Source organism: Trinickia sp. LjRoot230, assembly GCF_964253315.1.
Lineage (GTDB): Bacteria > Pseudomonadota > Gammaproteobacteria > Burkholderiales > Burkholderiaceae > Trinickia.
Window position 1 is genome coordinate 332899 of sequence record NZ_CAXUQX020000002.1, and the last position, 24872, is coordinate 357770.

Below are 24872 nucleotides of genomic sequence, written 5' to 3' on the forward strand. Positions count from 1 at the left end.
TATTGCTTAGGATGTTCCGAGATGCTGAAGGCATTCAAGATTCCGGCCAGTGGGGAAATCGGCATCGCGCTTTTGGTGGTCGCGATCATCTCGCTGATGATCCTGCCGCTACCGCCGTCCATCATCGACGTACTGCTCGCCACCAACATCACCATCAGCGTGACACTGCTGATGGTGACCATGTACGTGCCGAACGTCGTGTCGCTTTCCGTGTTTCCCTCGCTGCTGCTTTTCACGACGCTTTACCGGCTTTCTCTGAACATCGCCTCCACCAAATCGATCTTGCTGCACGCCAACGCGGGGCACATCATCGATAGCTTCGGCGAGCTTGTCGTAGGCGGCAATCTCGTGGTCGGCCTGGTGGTGTTTCTGATCATCTCGACCGTACAGTTCATCGTCATCGCCAAGGGCTCGGAACGCGTTGCCGAGGTTGGTGCGCGCTTTACGCTCGATGCATTGCCCGGCAAGCAAATGAGTATCGACGCGGACTTGCGCGCCAATTTGCTGACGCCCGAAGAGGCACGCCGCAAACGTGCGACGCTCGCGATCGAAAGCCAGCTGCACGGCGGCATGGACGGCGCGATGAAGTTCGTCAAGGGCGACGCGATCGCCGGGCTCATCATCACGTTGGTCAATATCGTGGCGGGCATTGCGGTGGGGGTCGCTTATCACGGTATGACGGCCGGCGAAGCGGCCAACCGTTTTTCGATTCTCTCGATCGGCGATGCAATGGTGTCGCAAATTCCATCGCTGCTGCTGTCGGTTGCGGCCGGCGTCATGATCACGCGCGTGGCCGACGATCGCGATTCGAAGCCGCAATCGCTCGGCAATGAAATCAGCCGTCAGTTGTCTGCAAGCTCCCGCGCGCTTTTTTTCGCCGCGTTGCTGCTGATCGGCTTTGCGGCGGTACCCGGTTTTCCGACTGGGCTCTTTTTGCTGCTTTCGGCAACGCTCGCTTTTTGCGGCTATCGGCTCAGCAAACACGAGCCGGAGGCGGCTTCGCACGCCAGCGAGCCCGTCACCGCGATGCAACGCGCCGGCGCCAAGGTGGACGTACCGGCCATCTTGACGCGCCCGCCACAATTCGCGTGCCCGCTCGGTGTGAGAATGGCGCCGGACCTCGTGCCTCGTCTATCGAGTTCGTCGCTTCAGAAATCTTTCGAGTCTGAACGCTCGCAATTGCAAGAGTATCTGGGCCTGCCGTTTCCCGGCATCACGATGTGGACCAGCGACACTGTGCCGGAATCAACCTGCCAGTTGCTGATGCACGATGTGCCCTACTGCTCGTTCGAATTGCCGCCGGGCAAGGTCATGCTCGCCGAGTCGGTGACGCGCGATGCGTTGCTGACGTCGAATCGCGAGATGCTGGAATTGATGGAGCGCTGCGAGCAGCGCCCCGGCCTCGACGGCAGTGCCGGGCCGACCTACTGGATCGACGAAAAAGCGTTGCCGCCGAAGGTCACGGCGTGGCGCACCGAGCAAGTCATCGCACACGCATCGGTGGCGATGCTGCGCCGCCATGCATCGCTCTTTCTCGGCATCCAGGAAGTGCAATGGATACTCGAGCAGCAAAACGCTGAATATCCGGGGCTCGTGGCCGAAGTGCAGAAAGTGCTGCCGCCGCAACGGATCGCCGATGTGCTGCGGCGCCTGCTCGAAGAACAAATCTCGATCCGCAGCATGCGCAGCATCCTCGAGAGCCTGATCGTTTGGGGCGCCAAGGAAAAGGACATGCTGATGCTCACCGAGTACGTGCGCGGCGACCTCGCTCGCATGCTCGCGCATCGCGCAGCCAACGGCGCGCGGCAGTTGGCTGCCGTGCTACTCGATCTGCCGGTTGAACAACATATTCGTCAAGCGATCAAGCAAACGCCGACCGGTAATTTCCTCGCCCTGCCGCCCGACGAGGTCAACTATCTGATCGACAAGATTCAATCGTATGTGGGCGACGTGCCGCGCGAAGGCGTGGCGCTCGTGACATCGATGGACATTCGCCGCTACGTGCGCCGCATGATCGAATCGCGGCTCGGCTGGCTATCGGTGTATTCGTTCCAGGAGCTCGGCGAGCATGTCGAACTTCAGCCGCTTGGCCGTGTGACGGTCTGATCGGCTCGTATCGACATCGACCATGCCCGTGATCGAACCCCGCCCGTTGCGCATCATCGCCTCTCAATTAGAGGCGCGCGAGCGCGCCGAGCGCAGCAGCACGCGGCGCTTCGACTATGCCGCGCTCGCGCGGCGTGCGCGCGCGAAGCTCGCTCAACAGGTGAGCGCCGATGACGGTGCGTCCGCCGACTCCGATGCGCAATCGTCTCCCATTCCCGACCTCTTTCTTCACTCGGCGGACGACGGGCTGGACGACGAACGCGGTGGCGCCAACGGCATCGATTTGCCTCATGGCCGCGGTGCGGCAAAGGCAATCGAACTCACCGAACGCATCTCGAGCAGTACATTGCCCATCGTCGATGCGATGTATCGCACGCAGGGGCAATTTATCAAGCTCGCCGCAACGTTGGCCACGGAAGTGGCGTCGTTCTGCGGCGACCCGTCGATCACGGCGAGCGGTAACTGGGACGCGCAGCTTCCGCTCGATCGCACCATTCTTCCTGACACCGTTTTGTACCTCTCTCTTTCGCCTTTCCGTCTCTCGCTTCGTTTCGATACCCAAAGTGCACTGTCCAGACAGTTACTCTTGGACCACAGCACGTTCTTGGAGCGCGAGCTGGACTCGCTGCTGCGCGCGTGGGGCACACCACGCGACATCGAATTGACGGTCTGGTAAGCCGTGCGCCGAGTGACGCGCACCCGCAACTTCATTGGAACGTAGAAACCAACGTATGGGCTTCCCGATCGCTGAAATGCCTGGCGTCGACCCCGCTGAGGGCCGCGGAGCCGACCATGCTGGCGAGCGCGAAATGCGCTTGGGCGACCAGGCGTCGTTCGACGTGCCGATCGAAAAGCTCGCCCTGCCGGCAGTCGACCCGATCGTCGCGCGAACGGCGCGCGTCGTCGGCGACCTCCGAACGATGTCCTTGCTGCGGCGCTTGCCCGAAGTCGAGGCATGGCAAGCAGGGCTCCACGCCGACGAGCATGACGCGCAGCCGAGTTTCGAGGAACCCGGCATCATCGAGCTCGCGCATCCGCGCGGCGCCATGCGCGTGGCCATCGATCTTGCTGCCTACCCTTCGCTCAATATCGCTGCGTGGACGCGCGGCGAGGCCGCCCCGCCCGACGCCGAACAGGCGTTGCGCACGGCCGTCGCAGGTGTACTACTCGAACCGTTGCTCAAGCGGCTTGCCGCCGTGGGCCTTGGCGACTTTCGCGTCGTGCGTGTGCTGCGCGGGCAACCGGCGTCCGATCAAGCAACGAAAACGGCGCCTGTGCCACCCGTCACGCTCTCATTCACCATCGAGGGGCGAGTTCACGCGGCCATCGTGCGCGTCGATCCTCCGTTGCTCGACGTGCTCGAAACGCTGCGCACCCAGCGCTTCACGTCATCGAAATGGGCCGTGGCATCGTCGGCCGCGGTATCGCCCGACAAGCGCGCGCCGTATGCGGACCATCTCGTGCCGGGGCGACTCGTACTCGGTGCGCGGCGCCTCCCTATCGAAACATTGCATGCTCTAGCACCCGGCGACGTGTTGCTGCGCTCGCTGGCCAATTGCCTGTCGTCGCTCGTCGGCGGTGCGGCGCACCATGCCAAAGCCTCCGCGACAGCGATCGCCGCGTGGGGTACGCCTGGCCTCGTGCGGCTGCAAGCGCCGGTAACTATCGACGGACTCAAACTTTTAGTCATGAAGGAGCCGACCATGACCGACGAGCTGGACCCGACTCACCAGGACGAGACGCTGTCAAGCGATTCACCGGACGATCCGATCGACATCGGAGAGTTGGACCTGCCTGTGCAGTTCGAGGTCGATACGATTGCACTGCCGCTTTCGCAACTCTGCGCACTGCGCCCAGGCTATGTGCTCGAGCTGCAAACACCGGTTGCCGATGCCCAGTTGAAACTCGTGGCCCATGGGCAGACCATCGGCTTTGGCGAACTTGTTACCGTCGGCGAACATCTCGGCGTTCGAATTCTGAGGATGGCACACGGCGATGGTCCAGTTCAGTGATCTGACAGGGCTGCTGCTCGTCATCGTAGCGATCAGCCTGGTGCCCTTTGTCGCGATGGTGGTAACGTCCTACGCCAAGATCGTGGTCGTGTTCGGCCTGCTTCGCAACGCGTTCGGCGTACAGCAGGTGCCGCCCAATATGGTGCTCAACGGCATTGCGATTCTCGTCTCGCTCTATGTCATGGCACCTGTCGGCATGAATGCGCTGCAATCGCTACAAGGCCAAGCGCTTGCGCCGCAGCCCACGCAGGCGGTGATCCAATTGTTTGGAGCCGCGCGCGAACCGTTTCGGACCTTCCTGAAAAAGCATGCGAATGAACGCGAAAAGCGCTTTTTCATGCGTTCGGCGAATATCGTCTGGCCCAAGCAAATGGCCAGCAGTCTGAAAGAAGACGACCTGATCGTACTCGCGCCGGCGTTCACGCTCACCGAGTTGACAGACGCGTTCAAGATCGGCTTTCTGCTCTATATCGCATTTATCGTCATCGACCTGATCATCGCGAACGTGCTGCTCGCGATGGGGCTCAATCAGGTCACGCCAACCAATATCGCGATTCCGTTCAAGCTATTGCTGTTCGTTGTGATGGATGGCTGGTCCACGCTTGTACACGGTCTCGTAATGACTTACCGTTAGGAGTACTAAGGAAACCGGTATGGACGTCGACACCTTGGTTCGCATGACGACGCAAGGCATGCTGCTGTGCCTTTATGTCTCTTTGCCGATCGTCATCGTTGCGGCAGTGGTCGGTCTCGGTGTTTCGTTTCTGCAGGCCATAACATCGATGCAGGATCAAACGCTTTCGCATGCCGTCAAGCTCATTGCTGTGACAGTTGCCATTGTGATTGCCGCCCCGTTTTCGGCCGCGGCAATCTTGCATTTTGCCAACGAAGTGATGCGCACGGCAGTCCCGCTATGACACGTATTCCCGGCGCCCCCGTCGATTCCGCGTCTGTCAGGCCGGCGGAATCGAACACCAGCGCGCCCGCCAGCGGAACGCCGAGCGGCTCGGGATTTGCCGTGCTGTATGGAACCACCGTCTTCAGGAATTCCACCTTCGGTCAGGTCAACGATGGCCGCGGTTCGTTGCGCGCACGCCAGCTCGCGAAAATCGCGGCGCGCAAGGCGGCGCTCGCGAAGCGTCAGCGCCGCAACGTAAGCGGCGGCGACGATGACGCTGACGATTTTGGCGACGCCGGCTCTCAAAGCGGGACACTCCGAGCGGAGCGCGGCGGCGGCGCGGGCGGAGGGGGCGGCGGCGGATCGGGTGGCCATTCGCACCAGGACGAGCACGGCGGCGGATCGGGCAACAGCGCCCCGCTCGCTGTGACGGTCCCGAAAACGCCGCCTGTTCCATCGCCCAAGCCCGGCGCAATCTCAAAACACCTCGCAGCGGAAGGTAAGGAGTCCTTACAAAACGGCTCGGCGGCCCAAGCATGGTTCTCGTCGGTGCTCGATGTACGCAAAAAGTTACTGGCCAACCCCACTTGCGAAATCGATTCTGCGTTGCAGGAACTCGTTTTGGATCTGCGTCGCGCGCAGGAAGAGTACGGCTGCGCACCCGCAAAAGGGGCTGAGCAATGGCGCGAGTGGCTGAAGGAACAGGTCGAGCCGATGCCGAAGCGCCCGGGGCAACAGCCTGCACAGGCCGCGCAGGCCAGCGCGAGCGGGCCACATGAGCCGGACCGCATCGGGTTGTTCAATCTGCTACTCCCGCTTTTCGTAAAACTCCACGACCAGCCGACCGCGCCGTCGCGGATCGAGCACTCGAAAAATACCGTCACGACGATACGTAACGGAATCCTTGCACGGCATGGCAAACGATAGTCATGCGGTGAGAAGTACCGACTGAGCATGCGCACAAATTCGCATATGCGATGTCCGCTTCGCATGGCGCCCTGCCCGCCCACCCAGCGCGGGTAGAGTATGACGACATGCTGCGCGGCATCCGCGCGCGGCAACATGCGAGAGCCCTGTCCGCCAAATGACGAAACTGCTGCGAATTCTGACTGGCATGCATGCAGGCGCCGAACTGCGCTTGGGCGCGGGCGCCTATCGCGTAGGGGCGGACGACGATGCCGATATCCGCATCTCCGACTGGCGCGGTATCGACGTACGGTTGAACATCGACGAAATCGGTCTCGTGAGCGCGCACCGGCTGGTGCCTGAGCCGGAGCTAGCGATTTCGGAAGGCGCTGTCGCGGGCGAGCATGCGGCGGGGCAAGCATCGGGGTCGGGAACCGTTAAGGAGAACGAAGCATCGCAGGAGGGCGCGGCGGCCATCGACCCTGGCACCGTCCTGTTGGTCGACTTCGTGCCGATGCAGTTCGACGACACGGTGCTGTGCGTGGGGCCGGCCGATGCGGTCTGGCCGAGCGATCTCGAGCTGCTTTCCACACTGCTGAGCAAGCCCGAGGAAGTCCGGCAGAAAGCTGAAGCATCGAGCAAGCGCAAGGTCGTTGGCATTGCGCTGGGGTGTTCGATGCTCGGCGCGATCATCGTCATCGGCTCGGTGTTGATTACGATGGCGGTCAGCCGGGCCGCATTGCCGCACGAGCCTGCTGACCTTGCGCAGCGCGTGAATCAGGAATTGATTTCGGCGCATATGAGGGAGTTGCATGCGCGTGTTCAAGGCTCGCATGTGATCGTGAGCGGAATGGTGCCGACGCAGGACGACGACGCCGCGGTGCGGGCCCTGCTTGCCCGTTTGTCGCCGAACGCGATCGTCCGGCAATACGACGTGGCACAAATTGATGTGCGCAATCTCGAGGAATCGCTCAACACCCCTGGATTGCAAGTGAAATATGCGGGACATGGGTCCTTCGATATCACAGGCTCCGTGGCCAATCCGCGCGATGTCGATGCGCGGCTCGTGCGTATGCGTCATGACATGAGCCCGAACATCAAGGAATTGCGCGTGCAGGTCGTGCAGTCAGATGAGGGGGGGCCGCCGCCGGAATCGTTCTCGGAGTTGATGACTTCGGAGTCGGTGCGTTATGCGCAAACCCCTGATGGCGTGAAGCATATTCTGGTCATGCCTGGCGACGACGCGGCGTCCGATGTCGAAGCCGCGAGCGCGGAGGGCGCGTCCCGCGCCGCGGCGGCAACGGACGCGGCCACCGCGGCATCGGGTGCGGTTGCGGCACCAGGTGCTGTTGCGGCACCAGGGGCTGTAGCCGCGGCGTCTGCGAGTACCGGGGCGTCGGCGCCGGTTGCCGCTGCGATGTCGGGCACTGCATCGGGTGCTGCGGCCGTCTCGGCTGCTCCTGCCGCCCCACTCGCCGCAGCGTCGCAGACGCCGCAAAGCAACAACGCCAACAGGCCGCCCGAGTCCAAGCCGGCGCACGCGCCCGCACCGCCGAAGACGGCCTACCTGCCACTGCCGAGATGAATTTTTTTGGGGGAGATACCTAGATGTACGAACCAATTGAAGCATGCGCGACGGACTTCAACGAATTCCAGAAGATGCTCGCGGACCCGTCGAGCACCGAGCGCATCGAGACCATCCGCGCTGCGCTCGAGGCAACCGCCGCGAACATCAGTAAAGAGACAGGGTCGAACGAGATGGAGCGTAACCAACTGGCGCAGCTGTATCGCGGCATGCTGGCCGCCAGCCGCATCGTTGCGCATCTACAGGAAAAACGTGGCGCGGCTTGACACTGCCGCCGCCGCACCCGTGCGTTGCATGTAGCGGTAGATCATGCAGCGCACGGGAAGAGGCTTGCTTACGGGAGCGCGTCAGACGCTTCAATCTCCCGGAGCTGCAATTGGTGTCATTTTTTCAATGGAGGTCTGTCTATGGTAGCTGCAGCAGCTGGTGGAATGTCCGCTGAGTCCGTCTTGTCGATGGGGGCTATCACAGCCGCGTCGAACCAAGCCACGAAAGCGGCGGCACTTATGAATGTGAGTCAGGCTACGACCGCAGCTGTGTCGGGTATGGCAAAAAACGGTGCCAACAACATCAAAGACGCTGCTCGCTCACAATAGCGATCGAAGCAGCGATACCGGTGCGCGGCTATGCCGCGCACCGTTTTCTTTTTTATTGCCTGCCCCATCTGCGCTCGTCGGGCGGCACTTCATCGCACGCCATGTCCAGCTCGGAACGATACGCACAGCTGATTCGCGATCTCTGCTATACCGTCGGGCTTCCCGATGCCGAGCACGTGCTTCGCACGCGTTCGATCGAGGTCGAGGGGTTCGATGTGCGGCTCGAGCATTTCGAAAACGATCTGGAGGCGATGTACGCGAATTTTCACTACGGCACGGTGACCGCCGGGCGTACGCTGGTCGTGTTTCGCCTGATGCTCGAAGCCAATCTGCTCATCTACGCGCAAGATCAAGCGCAGCTAGGGCTCGACACCGATACGGGCGGGATCGTGCTGATTCTGCGTTTGCCGATGACGCACGATGTCGATGGTGGAGTATTAGCCGATCTGCTCGCGCATTACGCCGAGCATGGACGATATTGGAGGCAGAACATCATCGAATCGACCGATGAAATGTTCGAAGGGATTGTTGCCGGGGATTATGTTTGGTTGCGGGCGTGATTAAAATCGGTGCGGCGAAATAGCGATAGGGGGAAGCGACGCTGCCACCGCCTCCCCGAGCACATCCTCTATCGACAGTCGCCTTACTTAGCCGCGTCAGCGAGGTTACGGAAGCCCTCTTTTGTAATCTCCGCCAGCATACCGACGATTCTAGTTTCCGCTCTCATCGTCTCCATCTGCATTTCAGCGTTGAGCATATCCTGCTGCGCGTGGACCATCTCTTCCTGCCGATCGGCAAGATCTTCATGCCGGCGCGTATACTCCTCCTCGCGAGCTTCACGACGGGCCTCGTCAATGCGCTCGAGCGTTGCTCCCATACGCAGAGGCATCGGCATCACCACCACCGGGGATGTCCCCCTCGATGCGGCATAGGAATTGACTTCCCTCGATGTCGGGATCGCCACCACGGCAACCGGCGCCGGTGAAAGCGCCGCACCCGGAATGCCAAATCTTGCGCCGCCGCCAGCGGTGCGCGTCATCACCGCCACCGGCATTCCATCAAACTCGGCACGGCGCGCCATGGCAGTAGGTGCGCCCGGGGCTCCGCCTCTACGCGCAGGTACCAGGGCGGACCCGGGACTCGCGGCATCGGCCCCCGCGGGGCCTCCAACAATAGTTCCCTCGACAACTTTCATAGTCAGCATGCTCCTTCAACAGAAAGCACGGCACGAATCGTCCGCATGTCATGCACCTTACTGCACCGATGCCAATGGCGACCGCAAAACGCGAAGCAGTGGCCCTCGATGCGAACCCGAGCACCGAGATTTGCGGTTTTCATCCCCACCGCACTGCCCACCTCGCCCGCCTCGCAATCCGCAATTCGCTGGCTCGCGCTTTGCTTCGCGCACAAACGACAGCTTACGCGCGCACCGGGCACAATCAAACCCCGGTGATTCGTAGGAGTCGTCAGATGCTTCCCTTTCGCGCCCCCCAACTGATCGAGACGGACGAACTGTTTCTGCGTCCGCCCACCCCGGACGATGCGCAGGCGCTCTTCGATGAAATGTTCAGCGATGTGGAAACCATGCGGTTTCTGCCCTTTCCGCGCCATGCGGAACTGAGCGACACCCTCGAATACATTGAAGAATCGAAGCAAGGATGGGAAAGCGGCACGATGCTGCGCTGGGTGCTCGCGGACAAAGCGACCGGTAAGCTCGCGGGCCTGTTCCAACTCGAGCCGCGGCCGCCACGTGCGGAAATCGGCTTGATCACGAGCCGCGTGGGAGGCACACGCCGCCGTCGCGCGTGGGTCAAGATGTTGCGCCGCATGCTGAAATGGTTGATCGCGCAACCATCTATCTATCGCGTCACTGCATGCTGTGCAACCGATGGGCCCGCGCAAAGCTTCATGGAAAAGCTTGGCTTTACGCTCGAGGCGAAGCTGACGAATTATGAATCGCGTCCGAACATCGGTCTGATCGCCGGCGACAGCTACTTGTATGCGATGACACGAACCATCCGCCTACCCAAGCCTACTCCGGCGACCACATGGCTCGCAGCCGAGGAAGGACAACAGGCATCGCGATAGCGTGTGCATTCGACACGTTGAAAATGCCAAGCGCGTATCTCGCGCTTCGTATTCGAAGGCATGACTTCGCGCCGATGCGTCTCGCGTGACATTGCTTGTCACATCCGAACGCCATAGTGCAATGCAGATTCACTCTCTCGCATTGCAATGGGGAAACACCGCCGCGTCGATCAGCCACTGCCGTTCGTTGTCGTCGCGTACGATCACGCGCCGGAAAAGCCGCACGTAGATGGCGGTACGCCTGCGCCCTCAGCGCCGATCAGCGCGAGCGAGCCGCTGCGGCGGCTCAAGCTGGCATTTGCACGCTCGAAGAAGGCGTTTCAAGCGCGTCATGTCGACCTGAACAGCGCCGTCTCTCAGCACAGTCGATACGGACGATCGTCGAGCCCCTCGCATTTCACGCGGCATGATCACGAACGCGATACCCCGCATGTGTATGCCGCTTCCGCTTTGCCGAAACATGCAAAACCACGCAAGCGATCGGGACAACTCGTGACGGCTGCCATCGCGCGCGTGCGCGCGCCGCAAGCGACACGGCAGCAAGAAGCGAGTGTCGGCAAACCAGCGAAGCCTGCTTTGTGGATATCAGATTCGGCCAGCAAACAACGCGACGTGCTTGCCCGCGCAGAGCAAGTGTTCACGAGTTCGTCCGGTTACGCGAAAGACATCGACGCCCTTGCCTTCCACCTGTATGACATCGCGTCAACGGGCGAAACGCCGTCGGTGGCCGCATCGCGGGCGCTTTTGCTGATCGAAGCTCTACGGGAAGCCGGAGCAACCGAGACTGCATCGGCCAATGACACGCTGCGGCGCATTGGCCAGCTCGATTTCGATCGCCCGCACACTCGCGTCTTTGCAGACCACGGTGAACGCCGTGCCTGGCATGTCGTCAATCTGCTTGCACGCTCGAGCGGTGGTTTTTCGATACTTGAACGCCTGCGTGTGAACGAAGGCATGCCGTTCCCTAACGACATGCATCGGTTAGCGCTGAAAACGCTGCTCGAAAGTGGCGCAGCGCTCGACTATTCCGAAGAGGAGTTGCGCGCGCGGTCGATTCACGATTACTCGCCCGGTGCCATCGCCGCGAGAATGGGCCTTTTGCGCCAATCGCGTTTAGCCGCAATCGAGCCCGGGCCAACCGCCCTTGCCAAGCGCGCATTCGACGCAGCGGTGTCGTTGCTCGAGGATGGCCCGGATTCGCTAACAGCGGACCAATGTGGCGCGTTATTAGCGTGGCGACAAGGTTTTCGTGAGGACAACCGCGGAAGCGACCTCGCGCAAGCGCGCGAACGCCTATACAAGTTTCTGACTCAGACGATTCCGCGCGTCGAAGAACCGCGCTGGAAATCGCGCATTCCCCGCGTCTTCCGCGGTACGAGCGGGTCCGCCCTATCGGCATTGCGTCTGGGCACCCGCGGTGTACCGCGCAAAACGATCGCGCACGAGCAAGCCGCATTGCGCGACAAAATGGCCGAGACGCAACCCGATTTCGACCGAAGCATCGGTTGGGACTCGTCCTCCGTATTGGCTCACGCCCATGTGCCGCGCAAAATGGCCGAGCGCGCGACGAAACGAATCGGCGCGCAGTACGATGACTCGCGCGAAGGCCGGGTACGCGAAACGATGCGCCAGGCCATGTGGCGGCTGATGCGGATGTCGGCAATGCGTCCATCCGCGTTGATCACGCATGCACGAGCACAACAGTCGGTCGTGGAGCTTGCCGCGCTGCAAATCTGGCTCGAACGCGGCGGCTTCGCGAACGGGCGGCCCAATGCGGCAGCACTCGCCGCGATTGCGAAGCGCGCGCGCGAAATCGCCGAACAATTGGCGGCCTCGAGCAGCACAGGCAAGCAAAGCGTACGCATGTCGCGCAAAATCGAACGCATGCTCGACGCTACAGCTCAATGGCAAAGCAGGACCGGCGAAGAATTGGTCGATATCAAACCGTTTAGCCGGATAGCGCGTCAATCGTTCAGCATCGAGCGGCTCGCAGCGTGGGGCAAAGTGGCCGGCGTGCCAGACGATGACGCATTTTGGCCGCTCATTGAAGATCTGATGTCGCTGGCGCACCCGTCGACGAGCGTCAAAGACGCACAAAGCATCGACGGAGTACATGCGACGCTCAAGGAAGTGGTCGAAGGACTGCAATCGGGCCATCGCCTGCACTTGAGCGATGGGGGGCACCAGGGCATCAGCACGCGAGGCCTGAGCGGCTCGACGCAGCTGCTCATCAACGGCGCAGCGCTGCCGATCTCGCCGCGCCTCGATGTCCGTGCTTTGCGCACGCGTGCGGCCGACGTTGTGATCAGTCGCACGACGCACTGCGCCGAAATCTTCGCGGGCACGACAGAAACGCGGCAGCGTCATTTCGGCGCTGGCTTGCTCGTCGGTTATGACATCGACGTCGACTTCACGGTTCTTCGCGCCGGTATCGTGACAAACGTCACGCTGCACGGACGCGAGCTTAGCCAGCCTCGTGGCGTATCGATACGCGTGGCGAGACGGCTCAATGCTGATGGAACCGGCTATGACGACAAAGCGATGCAAGCGAAATTGAGTGAAATCGTCGACCATTTTTTTGCTGAGGCTCAACAAGCGCACGATGATGGATCGAACGGCGTGTGGAATCGGTTCGCGCAGCGTTATTGGGCTGATCCCGACGTCTCGGTGAGTTGGACGGAAAGCGAGACCGTCACCCGACGCCACGGGCTGACCGTCGATGCGAACGCCACAGTTGCGTTGCCCAAGTTCGGCGCTCGCCAACCCACAGATCCTGGCGAACTGACTTTTCGTGCGGGGCCTTCGATCGGCGCCGGCTGGCAACGCTCGCGTCAGACGATGGACTCGGTCGAGCGTACCGGCATGCTCCAAGTAGAGCAGCATCGTGTGAGCCTCGGTGCTTCATGGCAGGCGCGCACCGGCATTGCGCCGAGCGTCGCGCATCCGGTGTCGTCGAACGGCCGCCACAGCGTAGGACTGATGTCGATCGATGCCCCAGCATGGTCGATGAAACTCGATGAGCGCAATCAGTCGGCGAAGGTGCAACTGGTATGGGAAGGGGGCGACAAGCTCAACCACCGCGCCTGTGTACTCGATATCGAATACCTAAACGCTGACGCGTACATGCGTTCCGTTCAATCCTCTCGCGGTGAATTGCTCAGGCTTTTCTCGGCGCAGGCTTCAGGCGCGGGCAAGCATGGTCAACATACGTCTGTCAGTCGCCGGGAAAAAATCGCACGCGCGGGCCAGCGCATTGATGCGCATCTCGCCGATGTCGACGTCAATCGTGGGCCGCATCTCTCCTATGTGAAGCGATATCGGCTACGTCGCGAAGTAGCCGAGCAGCTGGAAGCGAACGCGATGCTTGTCGCGCAGTCGGATCATGACCCGCGCGTCAAAGCGGCGTTCGAAGCGCGAAAAGAACAGTTGCTCGGCAATCGCGCCTCGTGGCTGCTCGTCGAACTGAAGGTACGGGAGCGCAATACGCGTGCCCGTAGTTTTGGGCCAAGCATGATGTTGCAGTTCAACACGCGTATGAGTGCAACGGGCGATCGCGAGATTGTGGCGGAAAATGCCCCATTTAATGCACTGGAAGCGCTCGACGGTCCTTCCTCTGGCTCGTGAACACCGCTGCCGAGTTCGTTTGGTCAGTGCACGGTTCGCACTGCACCATCACAATGCGCGTTGCCGGCGCGACAATCGTTCTCATCATTGGTTAGCAAGCAAATGGAGAGCGCATGGCCAGAATCAATGGCATCGATCCGGCATCGCAGCCGTCATGGGGTACGCCAAACGGGAATGGATTTGGCACCGGGCAGGCGCACGGATACGCGCGCGCTCAGTCTTCCAGTCCGCTGATCGACGGCCTGCGCTCGCTCGGAGACAGCGCACAGCGGGTCCGTCAACGCATAACGGAGAGCGTCTCCAACTTGACGGGCCAACAGCGCGGCGGACATACCAGTTGGCAGCAGCCGTACCCCGGCGCAACTCAGCATAGTGGCAACCCCGGCGATCCTCCCGCAGGGGGACCCTACACGGTGCGCTACGATCAAACCGTCCAGCCACAGCCGGCACCGCCGGACGTTTTCGGCTCAAAAGCGCAGAAAATGATGGCTGCCGGAGTCGCACTGGCATTGGGCTCGGCATTCCTGCCATTTGCCTTGTTCGGGATCGGATTCCATCGTGACGCCCAAAAAAATGCGGCGCGCTTTGAGCAAATGTACGGAGCGACATCGCCCCAATCCAGCGATAACACGAGGCAAAACCGGGCTGCCCAAGCAGCGTACGCCGGTCCGTCTTATATCCCTCCGATGCCATGGGGCATGGGTTCCGGTATGGGACCCATGTGGACCCCGGACGGCGGCTGGGTTCCGAACATGTACCAATCGGGGATGCCTTACATACCTTACGTTTCTCCGCTCTGGTGGCCTCAGCAGACTAACGCGTGGAACCCCACCACAAGCGGGCAGCAGAGCGCCGCCCCCCAAACGGCCAGTGCCACAAACACAGGCACGCCGCGCTTTGCGCATGGAAGGGGCCCAGTCGCGACCGCAGCAGCAACGCCAACGCCAACGTGGAAACCTCAGGCAGACGCAACGGGCAAGGCCGGTTCTCAACGAGTTCGCGATGTGGTCATCAATCAGGTCCCCTCCGGCCCCCCGGCCACGCGTACCGCGGAGCCTGACGAAGAGGGCATCGTCGATGCCGAAATCGTCGACGAAGACGACGACAAACCGGCAAAAAACGACTGGCGCGCATTTTTTGGCCTCGGCGACGACGCGCAGCGCGCTCAAGTCGACATGAGGTATATGGAAATGATGCTCCAGAGCACACGCAGCGCACACCCGGATGCGCCCAACATGGCATCGATAAGCGCAGCTCATGAGCAAGCTATGGCGTATTTCGATAGCCGCGGCGCAGCGTAAAACACGACTCGTTCGAGAGCGCTCGGCAGGTGTAGCCTCTGGCGGCCGCCGACTCCGGCGGCCGTTCCGTTCGTTTGTGTTTGTTGACTGACGCCCCGACAGTAGCCCGCCCTCAAACGCCCTGCGTCTGAGCTGCCACAAAAGCCAGATGGCTGCGATTGAGCGCTTTATATTTATCGCGCAATTGCCGCAAGTGATAGTCAACGTTATGCGCAGTCGTGTCGAGACGAATTGCAATTTCCTTATCGGAAAGCCCGAGTACGAGCAGACTCAAAATGCGCTGCTGCAACTGCGACAGCACGCCCGCTGTCTCGCGCCTGCGCACGGCCTTGATATAGGCCGAGCACCGTTGGTGCAACGACAAGCCCAACGCGAGCGACTGCGCCACCACGTTATCGTTGATCCATGCCGCGTTATGACGCGGCGACGTAAAGCTGACGATCGAGCGGATGGTCGTATGCGTAATCGACACGCCGAAGCTCAGCCCGCTGCATACGCCTTTGTCGCGCATTTGATCGGCCAGCTGCTGACCACGCGCGTAATCGCCACTTTCGCGCCATGCCGTCACGAGACTCTTCAGGTCCCATACCTGCGGAACGTCGCTGGTCAGCGCACCATGAAGATCGCTTTCGCGTTCGAGAAAACCGGCCTCGAGCATCTGCGTGGCGATGTTCGTCGTCATGTAATTGCGCAAAACGTAGACGCGCTCCGGGCGACCGAGCTTATCCATCTTGACGGCAAGATAAGCGAGGCCGCTATAGCCGAGCATGCGCAACAGCGTACGAACGAGCCGCACGCGCTCCTCGGCGTTACGCGCCGCACCAAGCTCCACGGCGATATCGGTTTCCCGCCCCAACTCGTCGCCACGGATCATCGACGCAATTTCCGTCTCGTCGACGTAGCAGATTTCAGGACCCGGGCGCACGGCCGGTGTATCGAACTCGTCTGCGCGTTCGAGAACCGCCGTATCCACCCGATCGTGTACGAGAAAGTCCGTGGACTCTCTTGCTGTGTCTTGGTACGACATTCGAGCTCCTCATCATTGCAGCGGAAAACGACATTCCCCCACGCATCACTCGATGCGACAGCGTACCCCGTACTGAGTGGTTGTATTTTTCCGGGATAACGTCCCGGAATATTGGTATGGTGATGACCGTCTTTTTTTATTCGTCGAGAATCCGGCCCGCGATATAGGCCAGTTGAACCCGGTTTTGTGCGTCAAACCGCTTTTCGAGTTGTCGAAGGTGATAGGCAACGGTGTGCACCGACATCGTCATGCGCTCCGCGATCTCACGATTGCTCAGCCCTTGGGCGACGCAACGGAGCATGCTGCGTTGCACGTCGGTCGGCTTCGATGTCTCCCACTCGGGCAATAGCCGACCGATGCGGGGTTCGATGAACGAATGCAGCGACACACCAATCGCATAGGCTTCGCCGATCGTTGCATCGGTAATCCAGCGGCGGTTGGGTTGAGCACTCGAAAGCGTGACGACGGCATGCTCGAACGGACGAGCAGTCGGCAAACCGAAAGTGACGCCGCTATGCGCACCAAACTGGATCGCGCTCGATACGAACCGCTTGGCAGCAGCAGCGTTCACTTTGTTTTCAGGATTGGCAAACAGCGAATCGAGATCCCACGCGAGCGGCCAATCGAACCGGCAGGCGAACGCAATTCGCGGATCGGTGTCGAAAAACGCGTCGCGGTTGAACCGCTCGGCCCATCCGGGTGGCGAATAGGTATCAAACCATGCGAGAGAGCTCACGCGTTCGCCCACGCGCTGTATGAGCCAATAGCAGAGCCAGTCGAAGCCTGCCTTATGAATGGTGGCGCTGGTGAAGTTGCGGCGAGCGACCAAATCTTCGCAGCGCCCGAGGTCCGTCAGTAGCGCGGGCGTGGCGGCGCCGCTGACCGGATATGATCCGTGAAGTCGCGCCTGCACGGGGACGCTGTCGAGTTGCCTGTCCCCAAACATGACTACGACGGCGCGGTGCTTCTTTGTCCCGCTCATCATTCGTTTCCACCCGCAATAAGAGTTGCATTCCCCGTCCCCTTTTCATCCGCTGGGCACAGCGGCGCCGCGGCGCAGGCCATTTGCGCCAAGACCGCCTTCCCACAAGCCGATTACGGTTTTCCCGTTTCTATGATTACTTTGTGACTATTTCGTGGCAATTCTTCTTCGTCGCAACAGCGGACCAGCAAATCAATGGACGGCCAGGCGTGAACTTGTGCACCGTGCGTTCCCTTCCTTCTTTTTCGCGCACTTCTTGTTGTCGCCCGAACATCGTGGTGGTCTCGCGAGTCGAATCGTCGACTACGAATCGAAGCGCGCATGATATGCCAGATAGTTGCACAAACAACTAGTTTGCAGCAAGGTCACTACGCGTTTTCGAAGCCAGATGCATTGCCTCAATGACATTTTAGGAAACACGCATGGCGTGCAATGCATAGGCTCTCGTCAGCTTGGTCGAGGTGAGTGGCCCGATCCTACGTTTTTTGGGGATGGCGGAACTGTCGGTAGCCGACAGTCGATTGTCAGCTTCGATCGAACTGCAAAGTTCGCGTACGCTTTATGACGTTCGTATCGTCAAGCGCGTTGCGCATCGAGCCGGCTTAACATGACCGCGTCTTCACTGGAGCGACGGACATGATAGATCGTATTGGCGGCGGCGCTGGCGCAAATCAACCGGAGCGTCCAGATGGAGTCGATGGAGCGGCGGTAACCGGCAGCATCGACGGAAGCGCAACTCAGCAGTCGTCGAACCACAATTTTGGACAACTTCGAGCGGATAGCGCTCAGCCGAAAAATAGAGCGCCGACGTTTGCGGCTGGGAAAGACCGCGCGACCACTGGCGATATATTGGCCGAGAAAGCAAACGCCGTCAGGACACTCGATGACGTGCGCACACTACTCGGTCGATCAACGTCAATGCCGTCCGGGCCAACGATCGCAAGTGTCCCGTTCAGTCAGCAGATCGAACTGCTCCATACAATCGGTCTACACATGGGGTTCATCGAACCAGCGGCGGATCGTACTACGGTGATGCGAGAGATCCTCAACACAACGAGGGATATGCCGGACACGGTAGATCGCGGCCCGGTTCTCAGTTTGTTGCCGCTTGCGATCAAAGACCTCGACGCGAAGGATCAAGAAACGGCCTTCAGACTTTTGTCCAAGGAACTTAATGCGGCGCAACGCAAGAACTCGATCGATGCGGCCGACTACACTGTGGGATTCAGTGGCCTGATAGAAGCATTTGAGAAAATGTCTCCTACATTTCAGCGGGCGCACATTGGGAAACTCTTGGGAGACATAGCAAATCTGCCACCAGACCTACAAGCCGCGGCGCTCTATGTTCTCGGCACGGAGCACTTCTCGCTATCGGACGAGATAAAGCCCGAGGTCAGCCGCGCGATCGTCCTCGCCTGGGCAAGCGACCATTTCAATAATGAGCACCGAGGCATGATCTGCAGTGGACTCGTCCGGGGTGTCGGCGCGCTGCGACCTAGGGCCGCTGCGGATGCCGCCGTCATGACGCTACTTGACGCCGCCGAAGAGCTGCCAGCAATGGAACAGCGCATGGCATTCGCCTACTCGCTGCAACCGGTTATGCCCATTGATGAAACCTCGCAAGCGTACGCGGCGCTCGTGCAGAAGTTTGACAAAACGTTCAAAACTGCCCTGAATGTCACCGAACTCCCGTTGCGCTATCAGATGCTGCTAGGCCTCGCCATGGAGTTGCGCAATCTTTCCAACGTCGATGCCACCAACTGTCCGCTATCCAATGATCGTTATACCCGTTATCGGCAGCTGTGCGACGCGATGTCGTCATTTTCGGCCTCGGACATTAAAGCAAACCAGACCGTGCCGCTGTACATCTCGAAAATCAATGAGACGTTGGACAACGCTCGAGTAGACCTCCTCCGCCCCGAGGAAAACGAGGCAATCGAAGCGTTTACGGCGTTTATGGCTGGGAAAGACCTCGCGACCACTGGCGATATATTGGCCGAGAAAGCAAACGCCGTCAGGACACTCGATGACGTGCGCGCACTACTCGGTCGGTCAACGTCAACGTCCGGGCCAACGATCGCAGGTATCCCGCACAGTCAGCAGATCGAGCTGCTCCATACAATCGGTCTGCATATGAGGTTCATCGAACCAGCGGGCGATCGTATTGGCGTGATGCGAGAAATTCTCAACACAACGAGCGGTATGCCGGACTCGGTAGATCAAGGCCCGGTTCTCAAGATGTTGCCGCATATGATCAAGGAGCTTGAGCCGAAGGATCAAGATGCGGCCTTCAAACGCCTATCCAGAGACCTTAGCGACGCGCTACGCAAAGAATCTATCACTGCCGAAGACTATTGTATGGGGCTCGGCGGATTGGTACTGACGTTCGGGAAAACGTCCCTTGAATTTCAGATGGCTCATGTCGGCAATCTCTTCGCCGACATAGCAAAGCTGCCACCACACGAGAAAGCCACGTTACTCCATATTCTCGGCCAGCAGCGTTTCTCGCTATCGGACCAGATAGAGCCCGACGTTAGCCGGGCAATCGTGCTCGCCAGAGCAAGCAACAGGTTCAATGATCAGCAGCGGCACATGATCACGCAGGGGCTGGTCCTGGGTATCGACACGCTGCCGCCCGGGCCGGCGCGGAATGCCGCGCTCGCGACATTACTCGAGGCCGCCGAAAGCCTGCCGACACAAGAACAGCGCATGGAGTTCGCCAAGTCGCTCGAGCCGTATATGCCAAGCGATGGAAGCGAATCAAGGTACACCGCGTCGTTGCGCGAGTTTGATAGACGCCTCCAAGTCGCGCTGGGTGTAACCGATCCACCAACGCGCCATCAGATACTGAAAAATCTGGCGGCGGAAATCCATACGCTGTCCAACGTCGATGGCGACCAACCGCTGACCAATGACCGCTACCGCCGCTATCAGCAGATGGCCAACGTCCTGTTGCCCGCTCTCGTTGCGTCCAGAAACGCAAACCAACCCGATCCGGACCACCTCTTGGATCTGAACCAGGCGTTGCATAACGCTCGAGCATTCCTCAGCGACGAGGAAAACGCGGCAGTCGACGCCGCCATCGAAGCAGTGGGCCTTAGGCCCGAGACGCGCTAACTTCCACCAACTCTACTTGGTTGTGCCCGCAACTTTACCGCAATGCGCTGTGCTTATCAATTAGTTGCGCGCACAACTACTAAAATTATTCCACCGCCCCACCCGATGTCGCCCCATCGGCTCTTGGCAGCTTGATCGAGGGGAGTGGCTCGGCCGTACGTTTTTTTGGGGACGAAGGAACAGGAGGAACGGGCATGATAAATCGCGTTGGTGGCCCCGGTACACCTGAACCTGGCCAACCAGAGGAAATCAAGGGCGCAGGCGAGGCAGCAGGAACCGCCACCCCTGCCGCGCAGAACGCGGCTCTGCAGAAGTTGGAACCGGGCGACGCCAAACCACGGGGCACAGCGCCGGTGTTTTCCGCGCCGATGGCAGACATATTGGCCGTGCACGTCGACACGGTGACGACGCTCGATGGTGTGCGCACGGCACTCGGTCAACAAACGTGGGGGGCTCCGCCATGGCCAACGATCGAAAGCGTTCCGTACAGTCAGCAGATGGTGTTACTGAAGACGGTCGCCCTACGTATCAAGTTCATCGTAGAAGTCCATACCTTTTCCAACGACGACGTCGATGGTCCGCTGACCAATGATCGCTACCTGCGTTATCGGGCAACTGTCGACGTGCTTTTGGCGGCTATCACCCCATATAGAAAGGCAAATCAACCCGTTCCGACGGAACTTATCGAGATCTATGCGACGCTGCACGTGGCTCGCGCATATCTCAGCGACGAGGAAAACGCCGCAATCGACGCAGCCATTGAGGCTGCAGGCTTTCGGCCTGAAACCCGCTGATCGCCATCGCCTCGACTTGGTTGTGCACGCAACCACACGTGGTTCGGTAAGTTGTACTAACCAATTGCCAAACTATTGATATTTCCTAAAATCATGACAACCGTTGAGCGTCTCAAGCGTTATACCTCCTGGGCGATCTTGGAGACAAGTTGGCATGGCGCAAAGGCGATTGAGCGAAGCAGCAAAGAAGCGATTGAAGGCTGGTCGGCTGCTGCTGGCGGGCAAGGGCTGCGCCGAGGTGGCGTTGGCTGTGGGCGTTGCTCGGCAGACGGTGTACTCATGGAAGCGGCTGCTCGATGAAGGCGGCATCGATGCCCTGCGAGAGGTGCCCGAGCGAGGGCGTCCGGCCCAACTCGATGAGCAACAGTTGGCGGTTGTTCGCGCCGCCCTGCTACAAAGCCCCGTCGAGCATGGATTTGGCACTGAACTGTGGACTCTCAAGCGTGTGGGCGCAGTCATCGAGCGCATGCACGGCGTTCGCTTTGGCCAGACGCAAGTTTGGCGCATCCTGGGTTCGCTGGGCTTTAGTCCGCAAAAGCCAGAGAAGCGGGCCATTGAGCGCAACGAGGATGCCGTGCGCAACTGGAAGCGTCGCACCTGGCCGGCCCTTAAAAAAAAGCCCGACGAGAAGGCCGACTAATTGTCTTCGTGGACGAGTCTGGTATCAGCGAGCGCCCGACCAGAGTCCGTACCTGGGCACCCAAGGGACAGACGCCCATCATCCAGTTTCACTTCAACTGGAATCACGTCTCGGTCATCGCCGGGCTCACGCGCACCAACTGTTTGTTCCGCCTGCACGAGGGCAGCATCAAGAAGGAAGAGATCGTCGAATTCCTCAAAGCGCTCAAGGCCCACTTGAAGCAGCCTCTGCTGGTGATCTGGGATGGCCTGAAGGCGCATCGCAGTCGTTTGGTGCGCGAGTACCTGGACAGCTTGAAAGGACACATCCAGATCGCGTTCCTGCCGCCGTATGCGCCGGACATGAACCCGGTCGAATACCTGTGGGCTTGGTTGAAGCGCCACGCGCTGGCCAACTACTGCCCCAATGACCTTAGCGAACTGCACGCGAGCGCCCGCAACAAGCTTAAGAGCGCTCAAAAGCGACCTTCGATTATTGCCGCTTGTTGGATGCAGGCTACGCTGTGGTGATGTCATGAATTATGGAAGTCTCAATAGCTAGCCCCCTCACACACCAGTGTCACTCCACCGCAGCCCCCGGCCCCGCCCGATCAGCCACCTCTGTGGGACGTTTATCCGAGAGCGCACCCCAACGCCGCAGGATAGCCGCGATCTGACGAGCGTACTGATCGCGCAACGCTGGCGTGGCCGAATGATAAGCGCCGATCGCGGCCCACGTATTACCGTACTTCAGTATCTGGCGGCGCAGTTGCCATGCCGCAATAAAGATGTTCTTGCAAGGCGACATCAGCTCTTGGCGGCCGATGCCATATTTGGAGAGTGTCGGAAGGTGGATCGTATTGATCTGCATGACCCCGTAGTCGACCGATCCGTTCGCATTCGCATGCGTGGCATTGGCTCGGTTGTGCGACTCCTGCCAGGCGATGGCACGCAGCACCATCGGGTTGACATGCTGATAGGCAGCCGCGGCGTCGAAGCAATCGGTCGTCTGCGCGCTCGCTGAACCGCTCATTGCGCAAGCGAATGCAACGATAGCGGCAGGCAGCAGTGCGCGAGCGCCGCGGGTGCATGGATTGGCGCCATGGCCTGGTTCAGTCATATTCGAACGAGTGAACATATGCGGGCAATCGAAGGTTACTGAAAGCAGCAGCGCGGCTTTGAGCCGGCCACCGCATCATGCACGATTCGAATGCGCCGAACCCGTCACGGCGCGAAAGGTTTTGTCAAAACGCGAAACAAACGGAAACACTGCCCGCAGTTGCGTTTCCTGATGACCTTGCGCCTAGCTCGCGCTCACCGCTCGAGCGTTTCCGACGGCGCTTCGTTGAACTGCTTGCGATAGCTCGAAACGAGCGTTGAGCGATTCTGCACGCCCCACTTGTTGGCCGCACCGAGAATATTGCGGTCCGTCGTAAATGGGTCTTCCAGCTCGGCGCGGATGCGCTCCATGCGCTGACGGCGAATCAACTCCGTCGGCGACAACCCGAGAAAATTCTTGAACGCCGTTTGCAACGCTCGTTCGGTTACACCGATCTCGATGGCCAGCTCCCGCACCGACAAATCGGCCCGGTCGAGATTTTCCTGCATGTACCGATAAGCGCGGCGATATTTCGCGGGCAGACGCGCGCCCACGTCATCGAGTTGCGGCGGCCGACGCGTCGTTCTGCTGACGAACGGCGCGATCGCATGAGCATCCGCGCGCAGGCACTGCATCGAAAGCAGCGCATAGCGGCTGTAAAACTGCATCGACTCGGGGGCGCGCCCCTGAACCTGCCGCAGCTTTGCAACGCAGTAAAGATATTCGAGCTGCCGATGGCCCGTCGACGTTGCATGGTCGAGCCGGTGCAGCGGCTCGATCAGCGTTTCGGCAAGCTGCGGCGCCGCACAAGCTAATACGGCGAGAACGGCTTCGAGCCGCGTCGTGCGTACGTATTCGTGCAGCCCGGCCTGCTGAGCCCATTGCAGATGTCGCGCGATGCTTTCCATCGCCGTGCGCTCGCCGCGGACCAGGGCGCGGATATCGCGCAGATAGTCGATTCGTTGTCGCAGCAACGGCACCTCGACGCGCAGCGCAGCGCTTTCCCGAGCGGCGATGCCCTCGCCCGCCTCCGGAACCGCGGCCATGCCGTCGGCCGTCTCCGAATGCCAATACACGTGATCGCCCAGCGGGGCCGCACTGCGCAGCTCGTGCTGTACCGCGAGGTCATAGCGCAGCGTCGTCACGACGTCGCGCAAGCGCACCGCATCGCTTTCGTCCATCGTCTCGACAAAGGCGCCGAGCTCATCGAGGTGATTGATCGCATCGCGTGGGTGGCCCAGCTGGTGAAGCGCGCAGATGATGCCGACGCGCGCGTCGAATATCAGCAACGGGTCGATCCCCGTCTCTTCCATCACACGCGCGAAGCAGGACAATGCCGTCGTCAGCCGGTGACGAAAAAGCGCCTGCCACCCCGCGTTGCGGCACGACGCTGCCCGCATCGCCTGACGTGGCGCACGGATCAGCTTCTGAGCGCGACGGTATTGTTCCTCGGCTTCGTCCCCGATGCCGAGTGTGCTGAGCATGTCGGCATGCAACTGCAAGAGCCACGGCAAATCCGCGTTTTGCGGATCTTCATCGGCCCATCGGTTTGCGTATGCGCTTGCCGCGTTGAGATTACCTTCGCGGACTTTATCTAGAAACGCCGCAGGCGAACAACGCATGCCTTGCGCTGCAACCAACGGAAAATAGAGAGCCGGAAACATCGTGCAACTCCTCGTTGATGCACTTGTGCCGGTGCAGCGGCACGTGATGACGTGCAGATGCGATGGACAGATTGTAAGCCGCCCACTACCGGCACCATGGACGTAAGGTCGAGTGCATTTGCACCACTATAGAGAAGCACTCGAACGACATATTCAACAAATCTGACTATCCGCAATCATTTGAGAACTGTTGAGAATTCTTCGTTATCGATCGCGTACGAAGCTTCGTAGTTAATGTTTGAACTTTTGAGCGTTTGAACGATAGTAGAGCAATAAAACCGGCATCGGTTACCGCATCAAAAACCGAGCGGGTCAATATTGACCGACCGCATGGCACACCCCTCGTTTCGCTCAAGCATATGAGTTGCGCGGCTGACGGGCACATCGTATTTCCGTAGTTCAGCGTGGCGTGGGTTGCGCGAACCACGGGAGATCGATACGCACCGCACAGGCGT

The 24872-nt window shown here is 60.2% G+C and carries 20 protein-coding genes; 15 read left to right on the forward strand and 5 right to left on the reverse strand.

Going from position 1 to position 24872, the window contains the following annotated elements:
• The first annotated feature begins 21 nt into the window (after positions 1-21).
• From sctV to ACSQ20_RS20595, 9 genes are all read left to right on the forward strand, one after another.
• Positions 22-2106 (forward strand): type III secretion system export apparatus subunit SctV, encoded by a 2085-nt coding sequence (gene sctV, locus ACSQ20_RS20555; RefSeq protein ID WP_436023705.1) that lies wholly within the window; start codon positions 22-24, stop codon positions 2104-2106.
• Positions 2107-2128: 22 nt separating this feature from the next.
• On the forward strand, positions 2129-2782 hold the full coding sequence (gene sctP / locus ACSQ20_RS20560; protein WP_436023707.1) for a type III secretion system protein SctP: 654 nt from the start codon (positions 2129-2131) through the stop codon (positions 2780-2782).
• Positions 2783-2858: 76 nt separating this feature from the next.
• Entirely contained in the window at positions 2859-4118 is a 1260-nt protein-coding gene (sctQ, locus tag ACSQ20_RS20565) for a type III secretion system cytoplasmic ring protein SctQ (RefSeq protein WP_436023709.1), read from the forward strand.
• Positions 4102-4752 carry a type III secretion system export apparatus subunit SctR gene (gene sctR, locus ACSQ20_RS20570; RefSeq protein WP_436023711.1) on the forward strand — a complete coding sequence of 217 codons (651 nt, stop codon included), beginning with the start codon at positions 4102-4104 and terminating at the stop codon, positions 4750-4752. Before sctQ ends, sctR begins: the two co-directional genes overlap by 17 nt.
• 19 nt (positions 4753-4771) lie before the next feature.
• Positions 4772-5035, forward strand: coding sequence for a type III secretion system export apparatus subunit SctS (sctS, locus tag ACSQ20_RS20575; RefSeq protein WP_436023713.1), 264 nt, complete (start codon positions 4772-4774; stop codon positions 5033-5035).
• Entirely contained in the window at positions 5032-5943 is a 912-nt protein-coding gene (locus ACSQ20_RS20580; RefSeq protein ID WP_436023715.1) for a hypothetical protein, read from the forward strand. Before sctS ends, ACSQ20_RS20580 begins: the two co-directional genes overlap by 4 nt.
• A 157-nt stretch (positions 5944-6100) precedes the next feature.
• Positions 6101-7507: a secretion protein gene (locus tag ACSQ20_RS20585; protein ID WP_436023717.1), complete on the forward strand. Its 1407-nt coding sequence runs from the start codon at positions 6101-6103 to the stop codon at positions 7505-7507.
• A 23-nt stretch (positions 7508-7530) separates the two neighbouring features.
• On the forward strand, positions 7531-7773 hold the full coding sequence (locus tag ACSQ20_RS20590; protein WP_436023719.1) for a type III secretion protein: 243 nt from the start codon (positions 7531-7533) through the stop codon (positions 7771-7773).
• A gap of 431 nt (positions 7774-8204) precedes the next feature.
• Positions 8205-8663 (forward strand): CesT family type III secretion system chaperone, encoded by a 459-nt coding sequence (locus ACSQ20_RS20595; protein ID WP_436023721.1) that lies wholly within the window; start codon positions 8205-8207, stop codon positions 8661-8663.
• 83 nt (positions 8664-8746) lie between these two features.
• Here the strand turns inward: ACSQ20_RS20595 and ACSQ20_RS20600 are convergent, their stop codons facing one another.
• Positions 8747-9184, reverse strand: a complete 438-nt coding sequence (locus ACSQ20_RS20600; RefSeq protein WP_436023723.1) for a hypothetical protein — start codon at positions 9182-9184, stop codon at positions 8747-8749.
• A gap of 389 nt (positions 9185-9573) precedes the next feature.
• On the opposite strand from ACSQ20_RS20600, the gene ACSQ20_RS20605 reads away from it, so the two are divergent.
• The 3 genes from ACSQ20_RS20605 to ACSQ20_RS20615 all read left to right on the forward strand — a co-directional run bounded on the left by ACSQ20_RS20605 (position 9574) and on the right by ACSQ20_RS20615 (position 15116).
• Positions 9574-10191: a GNAT family N-acetyltransferase gene (locus ACSQ20_RS20605; RefSeq protein WP_436023725.1), complete on the forward strand. Its 618-nt coding sequence runs from the start codon at positions 9574-9576 to the stop codon at positions 10189-10191.
• Positions 10192-10338: 147 nt separating this feature from the next.
• On the forward strand, positions 10339-13815 hold the full coding sequence (locus tag ACSQ20_RS20610) for an autotransporter (RefSeq protein WP_436023727.1): 3477 nt from the start codon (positions 10339-10341) through the stop codon (positions 13813-13815).
• Between the two features lie 1004 nt (positions 13816-14819).
• The gene (locus ACSQ20_RS20615) at positions 14820-15116 is read left to right on the forward strand and encodes a hypothetical protein (RefSeq protein WP_436023729.1); all 297 of its coding nucleotides are present in this window, start codon (positions 14820-14822) and stop codon (positions 15114-15116) included.
• Positions 15117-15228: 112 nt separating this feature from the next.
• On the opposite strand, the gene ACSQ20_RS20620 is transcribed toward ACSQ20_RS20615, so the two are convergent.
• Together ACSQ20_RS20620 and ACSQ20_RS20625 are read right to left on the reverse strand one after the other, a co-directional pair.
• Positions 15229-16143, reverse strand: a complete 915-nt coding sequence (locus tag ACSQ20_RS20620) for a helix-turn-helix transcriptional regulator (RefSeq protein WP_436023731.1) — start codon at positions 16141-16143, stop codon at positions 15229-15231.
• Positions 16144-16279: 136 nt separating this feature from the next.
• Positions 16280-17128: a helix-turn-helix transcriptional regulator gene (locus ACSQ20_RS20625; protein WP_436023733.1), complete on the reverse strand. Its 849-nt coding sequence runs from the start codon at positions 17126-17128 to the stop codon at positions 16280-16282.
• A gap of 633 nt (positions 17129-17761) precedes the next feature.
• Between ACSQ20_RS20625 and ACSQ20_RS20630 the strand changes: the two genes are divergently transcribed.
• From ACSQ20_RS20630 to ACSQ20_RS20640, 3 genes are all read left to right on the forward strand, one after another.
• Positions 17762-20242 carry a hypothetical protein gene (locus ACSQ20_RS20630; protein ID WP_436023735.1) on the forward strand — a complete coding sequence of 827 codons (2481 nt, stop codon included), beginning with the start codon at positions 17762-17764 and terminating at the stop codon, positions 20240-20242.
• A 194-nt stretch (positions 20243-20436) separates the two neighbouring features.
• The gene (locus tag ACSQ20_RS20635) at positions 20437-21036 is read left to right on the forward strand and encodes a hypothetical protein (protein WP_436023737.1); all 600 of its coding nucleotides are present in this window, start codon (positions 20437-20439) and stop codon (positions 21034-21036) included.
• Positions 21037-21190: 154 nt separating this feature from the next.
• A protein-coding gene (locus tag ACSQ20_RS20640; protein ID WP_436023739.1) for an IS630 family transposase occupies positions 21191-22185 on the forward strand; the annotation gives its coding sequence in 2 pieces (ribosomal slippage) (positions 21191-21656 and positions 21656-22185; 996 coding nt in all).
• A gap of 49 nt (positions 22186-22234) precedes the next feature.
• Here the strand turns inward: ACSQ20_RS20640 and ACSQ20_RS20645 are convergent.
• Both ACSQ20_RS20645 and ACSQ20_RS20650 read right to left on the reverse strand, forming a co-directional pair.
• Positions 22235-22687, reverse strand: a complete 453-nt coding sequence (locus ACSQ20_RS20645) for a lytic transglycosylase domain-containing protein (RefSeq protein WP_436023741.1) — start codon at positions 22685-22687, stop codon at positions 22235-22237.
• 281 nt (positions 22688-22968) lie between these two features.
• Positions 22969-24417 carry a helix-turn-helix domain-containing protein gene (locus ACSQ20_RS20650; RefSeq protein ID WP_436023743.1) on the reverse strand — a complete coding sequence of 483 codons (1449 nt, stop codon included), beginning with the start codon at positions 24415-24417 and terminating at the stop codon, positions 22969-22971.
• Between the last annotated feature and the right edge of the window lie 455 nt (positions 24418-24872).

Excerpts from the sequence above, each read along its gene's own strand:
- sctV (WP_436023705.1), top strand. The coding sequence starts at position 22 with ATGCTGAAGGCATTCAAGATTCCGGCCAGTGGGGAAATCGGCATCGCG.
- sctP (WP_436023707.1), top strand. The coding sequence starts at position 2,129 with ATGCCCGTGATCGAACCCCGCCCGTTGCGCATCATCGCCTCTCAATTA.
- sctQ (WP_436023709.1), top strand. The coding sequence starts at position 2,859 with ATGCCTGGCGTCGACCCCGCTGAGGGCCGCGGAGCCGACCATGCTGGC.
- sctR (WP_436023711.1), top strand. The coding sequence starts at position 4,102 with ATGGTCCAGTTCAGTGATCTGACAGGGCTGCTGCTCGTCATCGTAGCG.
- sctS (WP_436023713.1), top strand. The coding sequence starts at position 4,772 with ATGGACGTCGACACCTTGGTTCGCATGACGACGCAAGGCATGCTGCTG.
- ACSQ20_RS20580 (WP_436023715.1), top strand. The coding sequence starts at position 5,032 with ATGACACGTATTCCCGGCGCCCCCGTCGATTCCGCGTCTGTCAGGCCG.
- ACSQ20_RS20585 (WP_436023717.1), top strand. The coding sequence starts at position 6,101 with ATGACGAAACTGCTGCGAATTCTGACTGGCATGCATGCAGGCGCCGAA.
- ACSQ20_RS20590 (WP_436023719.1), top strand. The coding sequence starts at position 7,531 with ATGTACGAACCAATTGAAGCATGCGCGACGGACTTCAACGAATTCCAG.
- ACSQ20_RS20595 (WP_436023721.1), top strand. The coding sequence starts at position 8,205 with ATGTCCAGCTCGGAACGATACGCACAGCTGATTCGCGATCTCTGCTAT.
- ACSQ20_RS20600 (WP_436023723.1), bottom strand. The coding sequence starts at position 9,184 with ATGGCGCGCCGTGCCGAGTTTGATGGAATGCCGGTGGCGGTGATGACG.
- ACSQ20_RS20605 (WP_436023725.1), top strand. The coding sequence starts at position 9,574 with ATGCTTCCCTTTCGCGCCCCCCAACTGATCGAGACGGACGAACTGTTT.
- ACSQ20_RS20610 (WP_436023727.1), top strand. The coding sequence starts at position 10,339 with ATGGGGAAACACCGCCGCGTCGATCAGCCACTGCCGTTCGTTGTCGTC.
- ACSQ20_RS20620 (WP_436023731.1), bottom strand. The coding sequence starts at position 16,143 with ATGTCGTACCAAGACACAGCAAGAGAGTCCACGGACTTTCTCGTACAC.
- ACSQ20_RS20625 (WP_436023733.1), bottom strand. The coding sequence starts at position 17,128 with ATGATGAGCGGGACAAAGAAGCACCGCGCCGTCGTAGTCATGTTTGGG.
- ACSQ20_RS20630 (WP_436023735.1), top strand. The coding sequence starts at position 17,762 with ATGATAGATCGTATTGGCGGCGGCGCTGGCGCAAATCAACCGGAGCGT.
- ACSQ20_RS20635 (WP_436023737.1), top strand. The coding sequence starts at position 20,437 with ATGATAAATCGCGTTGGTGGCCCCGGTACACCTGAACCTGGCCAACCA.
- ACSQ20_RS20645 (WP_436023741.1), bottom strand. The coding sequence starts at position 22,687 with ATGAGCGGTTCAGCGAGCGCGCAGACGACCGATTGCTTCGACGCCGCG.
- ACSQ20_RS20650 (WP_436023743.1), bottom strand. The coding sequence starts at position 24,417 with ATGTTTCCGGCTCTCTATTTTCCGTTGGTTGCAGCGCAAGGCATGCGT.